Raw genomic sequence first — 12,577 nt, 5'->3', positions numbered from 1 at the left:
GTGTGCGGCACCGGCGTCGGCGTGCCGATCAACATTTTCGCCCATTGCGAAGTGGTAAAGGGCGGGCGACTGCCCCGACCCCTTATTGAGACGGCGAACGAATGGCAGTTCATCGCTAGCGCCAAGACTGTCGAAGAGGCCTGCAAAATCGCCAATGAGGACATTATTGCGGCCTTGCGTCGGACCAAGGGGCTGAGTTGGGAGCATGCCTACATGCTGTCGAGTTTGGTCGGGCACTTGCGGATCAGCCAAGTGGTCGATCCACTGATGACCGTGCGGATGGCGATCTCCAAGAAGTACCTGCCAAGCATCGATTGATGTTGGGTTGTGTAGCAGCGAAACTGAACCAGAGCTGAGGGACGGGCTTAGGATGATGAACACACAATTGAGCAAAACGGCAGTTTTGGGTGCGTTGGCAGCCGCCGTGAGCATAGGAAGCGCAACGGCTCAGAACGCTCCTAAAGAACTAGTGCTAGCGTGCTATGCGGCTGGCATCCAAGAGTATGTTGAGAGCGAGATCCTTCCGGACTTTGAGAAGGAATTCAATGTCAAGGTTACCTATCTGCCGGGTGTCTCTACCGCGACGATAGCGAAGCTCACAGCGCAGAAAGATAACCCACAGATCGACGTGGCTTGTCTGGATGACGGCCCAAGAGCGCAGGCAAAGGCCATGGGGTTGTTGCAGGAAACCAGCCCGAGCAAGATGCCAAACCTCAAGGAAGTCTACCAAGTCGCGCAAATGCCTGACAATATCGGCGTCGGATGGGCAGTGTTTGGTGTTGGCCTAGTCTATAATCCGGAAGCGTTCAAGAAGGCCGGGATCCCAGCGCCCAAATCGTGGAATGATCTCGCTAATCCCGCGCTCAAGGGGCATGTGATCGTCGAATCGATAACGACGACTTATGGGCTGGACACGCTGATTATGCTGGCACGCGCCAACGGCGGCGGCACTGACAGTATTGAACCCGGCTTTGCCAAGATGAAGGAAGTTGCCAAGAATGTCCCGAGTTTTGGGACCACTGGTGATATGAGCTCATTCTTCCAGCAGGGCGAGGCTTGGATCGGAGTCTGGACTAATGGCGAAGCCAACGGCTATGCCGCGAAGACTGGTTTTCCAATGACCTTCGTCTACCCGGAGGAGGGTGCGCCCGCTTTGTTTGCTACCGCCAATGTGGTCAAGGGAGCCCCGAATGCTGAACTTGCTGATGCATTCCTCAACTATCTGGTGAGTAAGAAGGCGCAGCAGGTAGTTGCCGAGAAGATCGGCTTCGGTCCGGTGAACGCTCAAGTCGAGCTCAAACCAGAACAAGCCGCGAAAGTAACCTACGGCGCAGAGGCTGCAAAGCGGTTGGTGCAACTCGATTGGGCGGCCATCAATCAAAAGCGCGCCGAGTGGACCGATCGATGGAACCGCGAGATCGAGCGCTGACGGGACGCACTTGAGCGTACCCTCGATCCGTCACTTCCCGATGGATCGGCATGAGCCTACCCTCTCCCACCGGGGGAGGGAAAATTCGGAGGTTTAGTTGAGTTATCTGGAGGTTGAAGGTCTCGGCGTTCGCTATGGCGATGTTGAGGTCATCAAGAACATGTCGTTCGAGGTCGGCGAACGAGAGCGGGTTTGCCTCCTTGGGCCATCAGGTTGCGGAAAGACAACGACGCTTCAGGTTGTAGCAGGCTTCGTGGCACCTGAACGAGGAGCGGTGCGGATCGCCGGGCGCAATATCATCGGCGATCCGCCGGAGAAGCGCAATATCGGCATCATGTTCCAGAACTACGCCTTATTCCCACATCTGACTGTCTACGACAATGTCGCCTTCGGGTTGACCATGCGCAGAATGCCCTCCCGCGAGATCAAACGCGAGGTCGGAGCTGCACTTGAAAGGGTGCGCCTAGCGCATGCGGCACACAAGCTGCCCCGGATGCTGTCGGGCGGAGAACAGCAACGTATTGCTTTCGCCAGAGCTGCTGTAATCAAACCGAGCCTTCTCCTGCTCGATGAACCGTTCAGTAATCTGGATGCGAGACTGCGTCAGGAGATGCGAGCCGAGTTACTCGGATTGTTGCAGGACTTCCCGATTGCGACAGTCATGGTGACACACGATCAGGAAGAGGCGATGGCAATCGCTGAGAAGATCCTGGTGATGCGCGGTGGACTTATTGAGCAGATCGGCAATTCCACGGAGATTTACGAACATCCGCACAGCCTGTTCGCAGCAAGGTTCATCGGCGAGACTAATATTCTCGAAGGCCGTGTCGCCGAAGCGGTGGCCGGTAATATCTTGGTGGACGTGGACGGCATTGGACGGATCCGTGCGCGCGGCGACGGCCTTACGACCCATACGCCGGTGCACGTTCTGGTACGACCGCAGAAGATAAGATTGGTCCCTGGCGAAAGTGAGATAGAGCCCTCTTCCAACCGCCTTCCCATCACGATTGAGCGATTATTGTTCCTCGGTCACCGAACGGAATTTCATGTCCGCGCCGCGACAGGACAGATGCTCATGACATGGCAACAGGAACCACCGTCGGCAGATCTGGCCGCGGGACAACTCGCAATGATCGAGTGGGCCGCACAGGATACCTTTGTCTTTCCGCGCGAGGCGGACTAATGAAAGTGTTAAGTCGCCCGATGGTGAACTGGCTGGCTCTCGCCGGCGTGCCATTGATCCTGTTTCTCATTCTCTATGTAGGACCGGTACTGCAGTTATTCCGCCTTAGCCTGTCGCGGTTCGATCCGAGTATCGGCGTTATTCCCGATTTCCAGCTTAGTTATTATATTCAATTTCTGACAGATACTTATTATCTTGGCATTCTTGGGCGAACAGTTGCGATTAGCCTTGTCACGACCGTAGTTTGTGGCCTGCTGGCCTATCCGATCGCCTATTACCTCATCAATGCGCGAGGTTGGCGCATGACTACTCTGCTCATTGTGCTGCTACTGCCTTTGGTCACCAGCAGCGTGGCGATCTCCTATGGCTGGCTCATTCTGCTGGGACCGCAAGGGCTCGTGAACCAAGCGCTCATTGGTCTCGGGGTCGTAGCGGCGCCACTGAAGCTGATGTATTCCGAAACAGGCATCGTCATCGGGCTGACTCATGTGTTGCTGGTGTTCATGGTGCTGTCGGTGGCGTCCTCGTTACGCGGAGTCGATCCCAATGTAGTGAAGGCAGCCAGGAGTCTGGGAGCAGGCCCTTGGACGGCGTTCAGGAAGATCGTATTCCCGCAGACGGTGCCAGGTCTCAGAACCGGTGGGTTGCTCGTGTTTTCATTGAGCATGAGTGCCTATGCGACACCGGTGCTGATTGGCGGCCTGCGCGTCAAAGTGCTGTCCTACCTGATCTTTCAGCAGAGCTCGGCGCTATTGAATTGGCCGTTCGCGTCGGCCATGGCGGTTATTCTGCTCGCGGGAACTGCGGGCATACTCGGCCTCGTCAGCGCATATGAACATTGGAAGGAGATACGTAGCCAACGGCGCTTCGCTACGATGGGAACGGAGGATAAGCAATGAGCGCGCCCGGAAAGATGGCCGGCGACAAGGCACTCCAACAGTTTTCCCGTTGGGCACTCGGCCTCTATGTGCTCGTGATGGCAGTGTTCCTTCTCGCCCCAATCGTGGCGATCACAGCGGGCTCATTGACGAGCAGCCGCTATGTTTCCTTCCCGCCGCATGGTCTCTCGTTCAAATGGTATGCGGCCATTCTCGACCAGCCACGCTATCTTGAGGCGCTTGGGCTGAGCATCGGTATCGGAGCCGGTGCTGCCACGATCGCCACGATCTTGGGGTTGATGGTGGCCTTAGCGATCCATCAGCATAAAACATGGGCGAACAGGCTCCTGGAATCCGTGGTGCTCACGCCGGTCATGCTACCCTCCATCTTCATCGGTCTTGCTTTCCTGGTCGCCTATTCGCGCATGCGAATCGGGGGGTCGCCGTTTGGTCTGCTCGCGGGGCATGTGATCATGGTAACGCCATTCGCCGTGTCGATGATCCTGGTGGGCTTAGGTGGCATCAATCCGGCTTTCGAAAAGGCGGCGCGAAGCCTCGGCGCAACTCCCTGGAAGTGCCTTATAAGAATAACCCTGCCGCTGATCGCCTGGAGCCTGGCTGCGGGCTGGGGTTTTGCCTTCATGATGTCGTTCGGCAGCCTTGAGGTCTCGTTATTCCTCAGCACGCCGAAGATGGTGACGCTGCCGGTCGCAATCTATACCGCCCTAGAATGGTCACCGCTGGATCCGATGCTGACGGCAATCTCGTCGGGGCTGATTATCATCACGCTTGTGGTGCTCTTGGTCCTAGCCCAGGCGGTACGCTTCGATCGGTTCCTCAATAAACCGTCTTCGTAAAAAAGCGGTGTTGTCACATTAACTGGCATCGGGCGCAGTGCGGCAAACTCGGTCACTGCCGGGCTCACGCGGCAACGCCGGCTGCCGACTTCCACCCCGCCATGGCTTTGAAGCGGTGCAGACGGGTGGCAGAGGCGGAGCAGCTGGAGCGGGGTGGAACGAACAGGTTGCGCACGGCCGAGAACACGCTGGCGAACCGCTGGAGGCCTCCGGGTGATTGAAAGCCCTGCATCGCCCGCTCGCGTCGCCGGAACGGCAGATGCGAATTTTCCGCACGGTTATTCAACCCTTTGTGTGAGCGATGCTCGACGGCCGGCATGATCTGACGTCGGGCCGCAGCATAGGAGCCGAGCCTGTCGGTGATCATCCGCCGGGGTGGACATCCCTGCTTCTTCAACAGACGCTTCAGCAAACGCTTGGCCGCCTTGGTGTTGCGGCGCGTCTGGATAACCTCATCGAGCACGTAACCGTCCTGATCGACAGCTCGCCACAGCCAGTGCTTCTGGCCGGCAATGGTAACCACCACCTCATCCAAGTGCCAGATGTCGCGCCGGCTCGGCGTCTTGCGCCTGAGGCGGCGAGCGTACGCCGGTCCGAACTTCAGCGCCCACCGCCGGACGGTCTCATAGGACACGACGATGCCGCGCTTGAGCAGCATCTCCTCGACCAGCCGCAGGCTCAGAGGGAACCGGAAATACAACCACACCGCATGGGCGATGATCTCAGGCGGAATGCGGTGGCGCTTGTAGCTGACAGGCTTGCTCATGCGGACCCGTCTACACAGTCGCAGTCAAACCCGAGTTAACGTGACAACACCCTCGCATGACTTGGCTTTGGTAGGGAGAACGAGCAATTCAACGCTGAGAGGTACTCGGCCTCCGCACCAAAGTAGAAAAGAAAACGCGTTAGGCTCCCGGATCCGCAGACAATCCCACGGCCTCTATTCCCGCGACAGCGACAGCTTCGTCATTGTCGGACGTTTCGCCGGAAACTCCGATTGCCCCGAGCAGTTCGCCCTTTGAGTTCCGCACCAGCACTCCGCCCGGAACGGGGACCAAGAGTCCGCCAACCGCATGTGTCACCGCCGCGAGAAAATGAGGAGGACGTTTCGCAAGTTCGCGCGTGCCCAAGCCCATTGCGATCGCGCCGTGTGCTTTGCCTAATGCGATTTCCGCACGCTTGGTGCTGGTTCCATCTTCCGCGGCTAGAGCCCTGATAGCGCCTCGGGCATCCAGAGCGACAACCGCTAGCGGTTTGAAGCCACGCTGGCGCGCCGCTGATAACGTTTGAGCGACAAGGGTCTGGGCAGTTTCGAGATTCACGGTGAACTCCTTACCAATCGGTCGAGGACTAATCTTCTTGGAATGCCTCCACCCGGCTTCGGCCAATGGGCGGGAGCAGGACGAGAACGACGAGTCCGGCGGCGATCAAAAGCAATGTGCCGCTAATCGGGCTGGTGATGAGCACCGTCGGATCGCCGTAGGACAGAAGGAGCGCCCTGCGGAGATACTCTTCCATCATCGGCCCGAGAATGAATGCGAGAAGCATCGGGGCAGGCTCCGCGCCGAGGCGGCGGAAGGTGAAACCGAGCAGTCCGAAGATCACCATGATGTAAACATCGAAGGGCGAGTTATTCAGGCTGAACACGCCGATGCAGCAGAACCCGAGAATGATCGGATAGAGGAAGTGATATGGGATCGAAATCAGTTTGATCCACAATCCGACCAAGGGAAGATTGAGGATGAGCAGCATCAGGTTGCCGACCCACATGGACACGATTAGGCCCCAAAACATGGCGGGCTGATCGGTCATGACTGATGGTCCGGGCTGAATGCCTTGGATGATCATGGCGCCGATCATCAGCGCCATGACTGCATTCGACGGAATACCGAGCGTTAGCATCGGAATGAAGGATGTTTGCGCGCCGGCATTGTTCGCCGATTCCGGTGCCGCAACCCCTTCGATCGCGCCTCTGCCGAACTCATTCTGATTGGGAGACAGCTTCTTCTCCAGGGAATATGCACCGAAAGCCGCAAGCATAGCACCGCCGCCGGGCAGAACACCCAGGATGGAGCCCAGCGCCGTGCCGCGCAGGATCGGCTTCACGATGCGTCGCAGATCCGCCCGGGTCAGCATGAGCCCGGTGATCTTCTTCACATGCACTTCCCGATCAGTCGAACTGCTGAGATTGCCAATGATCTCTCCGAGCCCGAACATGCCCATCGCCAGGATGACGAAGTTGAGGCCGTCGCTGAGCTGCGGAACGTCCCAGGTGTACCGCGCCATACCCGAATTCACGTCGGTTCCGACGAAACCGAGCAGGAGCCCGAGCAGGATCATGCCCAAGGCGTGGGTGAGCGAGCCTTGGGCAAGCACCACTGAAGCGATCAGTCCCAAGACCATGAGTGAAAAGTATTCGGCCGGACCGAACTCGAGTGCAACTTCGGCCAGGGGCGGCGCGAACAGGACGATCACGAGCGTTGCGATCGTGCCGGCCACGAAGGAGCCGATCGCCGCTGTGGAGAGCGCGGCGCCCGCGCGGCCTTGCCTCGCCATCTGATATCCGTCGAGGGTCGTGATGACCGAGGACGATTCGCCCGGCAGGTTGACGAGGATAGCCGTCGTAGAGCCGCCATATTGCGCACCATAATAGATCCCCGCCAGCATGATGAGCGCCGTGTCGGCCGGAAGGCCGAACGTCAGCGGCAGCAGCATCGCGATGGTGGCAACCGGGCCGAGTCCGGGGAGGATGCCGATGGCGGTGCCGAGCACGACGCCAAGAAAGCAATAAAGCAGATTGAGGGCGCTGAAGGCTGTTTCGACACCGAGGAGGAGGTTATTGAGCAGTTCCACGAGAGCTTCCTCAGTTAACGAACCAGGTACCGATGAGCGGCATGGGAACGCCGAGCCCTTTGACGAAGACAAGGGCGCAGAAGGCGATGAACCCGATCAGCCCGAAGGTTGCGGACCATTGGAAGCGAAACTCGTGACTGGCCGCCGCGCCGGTCAGGATCAGTGCCAGAAGGGCCACAACGAGCCCGGCCCGTTCGACGAGGTAGGCAAACAGCAGCACTCCACCCAGGATACAGATCAGAGGACGGAGTGTTATTTTGCTGATCGGCTCACCGTGGAGCCGAACGGCGCGAGTGAAGGAAATTGCCCCAAAAAGAAGAAGGAGCCCTGAAATCAGCGCTGGAAGATAGCCGGGCCCCATGCGAGCCGCAGTGCCCATGGGATACTCGAGCGAGAACCAGAGACCCAGCGCGCCAAAGGCAAAATAGATGACGCCGAGCCAGAGCTCTTTGGGCGCGAGAAGCTTGCGCTGCATGTGCGTTCCTTTCAGGCAGTAGGACAAGGTCGAGACTTTGTCACAAGCGTCCAGCACTACCATGAGGCGCTGGACGCCGGACAATGGGGATACGTCAGTCGACCGTCGCGCCCGAGCTCTTAACGACAGGCCCCCACATCTCGTAATCGGCCTTCACCTTCGCGGCGAATGCCTCTGGGGTGCCTCCGTTGACGTCGCCGCCCTCCTTCAGGATCTGCTCGCGCACTTCCGGTATCTTGATGGCGTCATTCGCAGCTGCGTTCAGCGCCTTCACGACCTCGGGCGGGGTCCTGGTCGGAACGAAGAAACCGTACCAAGTGCCGGCATTGAACCCCGGGTATCCCTGCTCGCCGATGGTCGGAACATCGGGGAGGGCCGGGCTTCTCTTGTCCGCCGAGACGGCGACGGGACGCAGTTTTCCTGCTCGAATCTGCGACAAAGCAGTTGGCACCGAGGAGAGCATGACAGGCACTCGCCCACCCATGACATCCGTCAGCGCGGCCGCGGCACCCTTATACGGAACGTGGGTCAGCTTAATTTGAGCCGTCTTCTGGAACAACTCGCCAACCATGTGCGAAGGGGTACCGTTGCCGGGCGTCGCGAGCGGTAGGCCGTTAGGCGATTCCTTCGCCGCTTTCACGACATCGGCGAGGGTGCGATACGGAGATTCTGCATCCACCACCATGACATTCGGAGCATCCGCCAGAAGGATGACGGGGAGAAGGTCCTTGTTGGTGTCGAAAGGCAGCTTGGCGTACAGCCAGGGATTGATCGCGAAATGTGCGGTCTGTCCGATGAGGATCGTATATCCGTCCGCCGGCGACTTGGCCACATAATCTACTGCGAGGTTGCCGCCGGCACCGGGCTTGTTCTCGACCACAACAGGCTGCTTCAGCATTGCACCGACCTTGTCGCCGACAACGCGGGCGATGACATCCATGCCGCCGCCTGCCGTGCCCGGCACAACCAGCTTGATTGGCTTGCTGGGATAGTCCTGCGCCATGGCGCCAGAGAGCGATGCTGCCATTCCGACAACAATCGCACCGGCAACCAAGGCACGGCGTGCGACAAGGCTGCCGCGCGCCTCATTGGAAAATGTAAGCTCAGTCATTGTATCCTCCCATTTGTTTTTCGAGTCGTTCCTTCGACACAGCGCAGCTCTTCCGGCGCGTCTGTTTCTCCGATTACTTGGGTGGGGCAAGCCCCGTCTCGGTCCCGGATTCAGGCACCGAACTGCCGTAAAGCAAACCTTCCTTGACCTTGGGTACGGTTTGCTCCGGATTCAGAATCGGCAGACCATGAGCCGGCGCGATGCAGCGCACATCCAGATCGTCGATCAGCCACTGCAGCCGATCAACGTACAGGTTCATGTCCGTGAACTTGGTCCAGAACAGCGCGCGATCCGCAAAAACAGCGGATACTTCCGGTAGGTTCAAGGAAGTGGCTTCTTCTGCGAAGAGCCCGCAATGCCCGTCCTCATGGTAGTGGCTGTAAGCGAAGCCGTCGCCTGGAAACAGGACGCGCTCCTTCGTATCGAAGCCCCACCAAGTCGTACGCAGGTCGCGCACCACAGGCTCGACGGCGACGAAGGAACGTCCTCCAAGGTCGATCGATTCACCGCGCCGCATCTCCAGCATCCGGTGGGCAAACTGAGGAAATGCGAGATGGTAGTCGCAAATGTCGCCGCACAGAACTGCCTCTGGATAACGGTTGAGCACCCGTCCAAGCCCTCCAGAGTGCGGGGTCTCCTGATGCGTGACGAACAGGTACTTGAGCGGAGGGCGGTCGGCCAGCAACTCGCGCAGCTGTCGCTCAAGGATCGGGAAGTCCTTGGGGTGTCCGGTCTCGATCAGCATCGACGCCTCGCTGCCCACCAGCAGATAAGCGGCGTTGTACGTATGATAGATCTTGCCGTTCGCGCGCTGCTCCAAACAATCGCCTAGCCAAAAGACGCCTTCGGCGAGCTCGCGCGGCAAAGTCTTGGGTTTGCACATATGATTTACCTCAATTCGTCGCGATCAACGTAGCTTGGAGAAATTTCGCGGCGGTCCAGGCGCCGAAGCACCTCGTCAAACATGGCAAACTGCCGCTCGACCAGATTACGTCCGCGCAGAATGCGGCCATATCCCGGGGCGATAGTCTCGATATCGTAGCGCTCGAAGACCTCGGCGATCTTCCGCCTCAGAGAATCGGTATCGCCACCCTCAAGCCACCAATAGCGAGTATTTAGAAGGAAGCTCCGGATGTGATCCGGCGTAGTCGTATTGTCGTCCGCAGAGGTCGTCCACGGACCGTCCGGTGTGCTTGACCATTCATGCGAGAAACTATCCGACGTGAACAATGTCCGCGTCGCGCCATCATAGATCCAGCGTGTCCCGATGAGCCGGATCGGCGCCTGGAACGCCTCGATCGCTCGGGACTGATCGTGGCCGACATAAAGCGTCTGCTTGCGCGCAACCAGAGTCGTCTTCAGGGAATAAGGCTTCAGTTGCTGTGAAAGCGCGTCCGATCTGCCGCCAAAATCGACCCACAAGGCAGCGTCGGGGTTTCCGGAATAGCATTGGACCACGTTGAAGTGAGAGGCTATCGCTTCAACATTGCAGACGGACATGTACTCGTTGATACGCAAAGGATACACCGACAATGTCGCATTGGGCTCAAGCACGCTGTCGAGTTGCGCGAGGAGCGACTTCTCGTGAGCCGAGTATCCGCTGTCGAGGAGGACAGCGTCTTCACCTTCCTTGATAAGATAGCAATTGGACACAGTGAAGCCTCGCGCATCGGCAGGGTAAGAGCTGATGCGGCCATCCAGCGTGATGACGTTCTGCAGAGCATAAAGCCGCCCGGGCACCAGAGTCTCGATCGGTCCCATCATCGGTTCGCGGCGCATGTGGGCTTGCGCCCTCTGTTGGCTGATATTCATGCTGTCATCCATTCAAGTATTGCTCCGTCCAGCGGCGATAATCGGCCGCTCGTGCGAGGTGATCTGTTCCAGCTTGCGAAAGCAGCCCGTCTATCTGCGCAGGAGAAACGCCGTCGCGCAGCGCCTTCATCGTCTTGTGGATGGCGTACAAGGCGGCCCTTATCGGCAGGTGCCCCTGCAGGGCGATACGAACACCGATGTTGCCCAGATACTGGACATCCTGGAGTTCGGCTGGGAGAGCGCCGAGCAGCACTGGCACGCGCACCATTTCGCAGAGCTTCTCAAGGTCAGATCGGCTTCTAATCCCGGACAGGAACACCGCATCGACGCCTGCAGCTTGGAAGGATAGGCATCGTTCTATCGCATCATCGATTCCCGTGACTGCAGGAGCGCTCGTACGACCAATGATAATGAGTTCCCTGTCACTACGGGCAGAGATGGCGGCCCGCATCTTGCCGGCAGCTTCATCGACCGTGACAAGACGTGTCTCACTTGAACCGAAAGCGATCGGGAGTTCGGTGTCCTCAATGGTCAGCGCCGCCACACCGGCCGTTTCCAGTTCCTCGACAGTACGCATGACGTTGAGGGCGTTTCCATAGCCGTGATCAGCATCGACGATGACCGGCAAGTCGATCGCACGGGTGATGCGACGAGCCTGTTCCGCAAACTCCGTCAATGTGAGGAGAACGAGGTCCGGCGCTGCAAGTACAGCCAGAGAGGCGATGGAGCCTGCGAACATAGCCACCTCGAAACCGAGATCCTGTGCAACGCGGCCAGACAGCGGGTCATGCACCGATGCGGGGAACACGCACTGGTCTCCCGACAGAATCTCCCTAAGGCGCTCGCGTCGTGCTGTGACCTTCACAGGCCCCCTCCCAGGCTTTTTCTTTTTCATCTGCGACCCGACCATGCGCAGGTCTGCAGAGCCATCATTAGGGAGCGGCTTCCGACTGTCGTCAAACGAGTTATAGTGCCCTAATTTTGAGAAAAATTCACAGGAAACGATATGAAGTTGCCATCTCTCAATGCAGTGCGCGTTTTCGAGGTCGCTGGAAAGCTCGAGAACTTCAGCAAGGCTGCCGTGGAGTTGAATGTCACTCCGGGCGCGGTGAGCAAGCAGGTCAGGAACCTTGAGAAATACCTCGGGACGACTTTATTCGAGCGGATTGGTACCGAAGTTCGCCTGACCAGTAAGGGTCAGAACTATCTCGTTATCGTGCAGGATGCGCTCAAGCGCTTGGAAATTGGAACGAGAGAGGTTTCTGGTTCGCTTGCCAATCAGCCGCTGCACATTTGCGGCTCCCGCTTCTTTCTCCGTCTGTGGCTGATCCCGCGCCTGCCTAGTTTCCACCAGCGCTCACCCGATCAGGAGGTGATGATCACGAGCACGTTGCCGAACGATCCGATGCCTAACAGCTTTGATGTCGCAGTCCTTCTTGGCCGTGGAGAATGGCCAGGTTATCGTGCCGATCTCTTGATACGCCAAATGCTGGTGCCCGTTTGCAGCCCGAGCTTCCTCCGCGACAATCCGCACCTGAAGCGGCCGCAAGATTTGGAAGGGACAGTGCTGCTCCAGACGCCCGGTGGTGCAGATGATTGGTACCGATGGTACGCAACGACGAGCGCGCCCAAGGTGCCGCTGAATCATCGAATGACATTCACCAGCACAGACATGGCCTACAGTGCTGCGATCGATGGGGTTGGAATTGTCCTAGGTCGCCGCGGGTTCTTCGAAAATGACATACAAGAAGGACGCCTAGTATTGCCGTTCAAAGATTATGAATATCACACAGAGACTGGATTTTATTTGGTATATAAAGAACGCGATCCTTTACCGAAACGAATCTCAGATTTCCGGGCCTGGATTGGAGACGTTCTTGCCGCGGATTCAAAAATCACTAGCCCGAGCCAGGATCTCACCTCATCAACGGCTTGAGCACACAACTGAAGACTTCCTGCGCCTCGTTCCTCGCCAGGAC

General features: G+C 58.2%; 13 protein-coding genes and 1 pseudogene. 6 read left to right on the top strand and 8 right to left on the bottom strand.

Going from position 1 to position 12,577, the window contains the following annotated elements; genetic code table 11:
• The 5 genes and pseudogenes from ACXJKO_RS25050 to ACXJKO_RS25030 form a co-directional block, all read left to right on the top strand.
• Window positions 1-318, top strand: a pseudogene (locus ACXJKO_RS25050) (hypothetical protein); the annotation flags it as partial.
• 52 nt (window positions 319-370) lie between these two features.
• Window positions 371-1,429 (top strand): ABC transporter substrate-binding protein, encoded by a 1,059-nt coding sequence (locus tag ACXJKO_RS25045; RefSeq protein ID WP_457093783.1) that lies wholly within the window; start codon window positions 371-373, stop codon window positions 1,427-1,429.
• A 97-nt stretch (window positions 1,430-1,526) separates the two neighbouring features.
• Window positions 1,527-2,612 carry an ABC transporter ATP-binding protein gene (locus tag ACXJKO_RS25040; protein WP_457093782.1) on the top strand — a complete coding sequence of 362 codons (1,086 nt, stop codon included), beginning with the start codon at window positions 1,527-1,529 and terminating at the stop codon, window positions 2,610-2,612.
• 20 nt (window positions 2,613-2,632) lie between these two features.
• Window positions 2,633-3,511, top strand: a complete 879-nt coding sequence (locus tag ACXJKO_RS25035; RefSeq protein WP_457093781.1) for an ABC transporter permease — start codon at window positions 2,633-2,635, stop codon at window positions 3,509-3,511.
• Between the two features lie 14 nt (window positions 3,512-3,525).
• Window positions 3,526-4,347, top strand: a complete 822-nt coding sequence (locus ACXJKO_RS25030; protein WP_457093780.1) for an ABC transporter permease — start codon at window positions 3,526-3,528, stop codon at window positions 4,345-4,347.
• A 64-nt stretch (window positions 4,348-4,411) separates the two neighbouring features.
• Here ACXJKO_RS25030 and ACXJKO_RS25025 read toward each other — a convergent pair whose 3' ends face one another.
• The 8 genes from ACXJKO_RS25025 to ACXJKO_RS24990 all read right to left on the bottom strand — a co-directional run bounded on the left by ACXJKO_RS25025 (window position 4,412) and on the right by ACXJKO_RS24990 (window position 11,463).
• A complete protein-coding gene (locus ACXJKO_RS25025; protein ID WP_457093779.1) occupies window positions 4,412-5,113 on the bottom strand; it encodes an IS6 family transposase in 702 nt (233 codons plus the stop codon).
• 139 nt (window positions 5,114-5,252) lie between these two features.
• Window positions 5,253-5,669 (bottom strand): GlcG/HbpS family heme-binding protein, encoded by a 417-nt coding sequence (locus ACXJKO_RS25020; RefSeq protein WP_457093778.1) that lies wholly within the window; start codon window positions 5,667-5,669, stop codon window positions 5,253-5,255.
• 28 nt (window positions 5,670-5,697) lie between these two features.
• On the bottom strand, window positions 5,698-7,200 hold the full coding sequence (locus ACXJKO_RS25015; protein WP_457093777.1) for a tripartite tricarboxylate transporter permease: 1,503 nt from the start codon (window positions 7,198-7,200) through the stop codon (window positions 5,698-5,700).
• Between the two features lie 10 nt (window positions 7,201-7,210).
• A complete protein-coding gene (locus tag ACXJKO_RS25010) occupies window positions 7,211-7,675 on the bottom strand; it encodes a tripartite tricarboxylate transporter TctB family protein (protein ID WP_457093776.1) in 465 nt (154 codons plus the stop codon).
• A gap of 94 nt (window positions 7,676-7,769) precedes the next feature.
• Entirely contained in the window at window positions 7,770-8,786 is a 1,017-nt protein-coding gene (locus ACXJKO_RS25005) for a Bug family tripartite tricarboxylate transporter substrate binding protein (RefSeq protein ID WP_457093775.1), read from the bottom strand.
• A gap of 73 nt (window positions 8,787-8,859) precedes the next feature.
• Window positions 8,860-9,669 (bottom strand): MBL fold metallo-hydrolase, encoded by an 810-nt coding sequence (locus tag ACXJKO_RS25000; RefSeq protein WP_457093774.1) that lies wholly within the window; start codon window positions 9,667-9,669, stop codon window positions 8,860-8,862.
• A 5-nt stretch (window positions 9,670-9,674) separates the two neighbouring features.
• A complete protein-coding gene (locus tag ACXJKO_RS24995) occupies window positions 9,675-10,598 on the bottom strand; it encodes a hypothetical protein (RefSeq protein WP_457093773.1) in 924 nt (307 codons plus the stop codon).
• 4 nt (window positions 10,599-10,602) lie between these two features.
• On the bottom strand, window positions 10,603-11,463 hold the full coding sequence (locus ACXJKO_RS24990) for an isocitrate lyase/PEP mutase family protein (RefSeq protein WP_457093772.1): 861 nt from the start codon (window positions 11,461-11,463) through the stop codon (window positions 10,603-10,605).
• Between the two features lie 141 nt (window positions 11,464-11,604).
• Here ACXJKO_RS24990 and ACXJKO_RS24985 point away from each other — a divergent pair, with 141 nt between their 5' ends.
• Window positions 11,605-12,534 (top strand): LysR substrate-binding domain-containing protein, encoded by a 930-nt coding sequence (locus ACXJKO_RS24985; protein WP_457093771.1) that lies wholly within the window; start codon window positions 11,605-11,607, stop codon window positions 12,532-12,534.
• The last annotated feature ends 43 nt before the right edge of the window (window positions 12,535-12,577 follow it).

It is taken from the genome of Microvirga sp. P5_D2, assembly GCF_054049475.1.
Note: the sequence above shows the minus strand (reverse complement) of the source record. Positions and strands in the feature narration are given on the sequence as shown.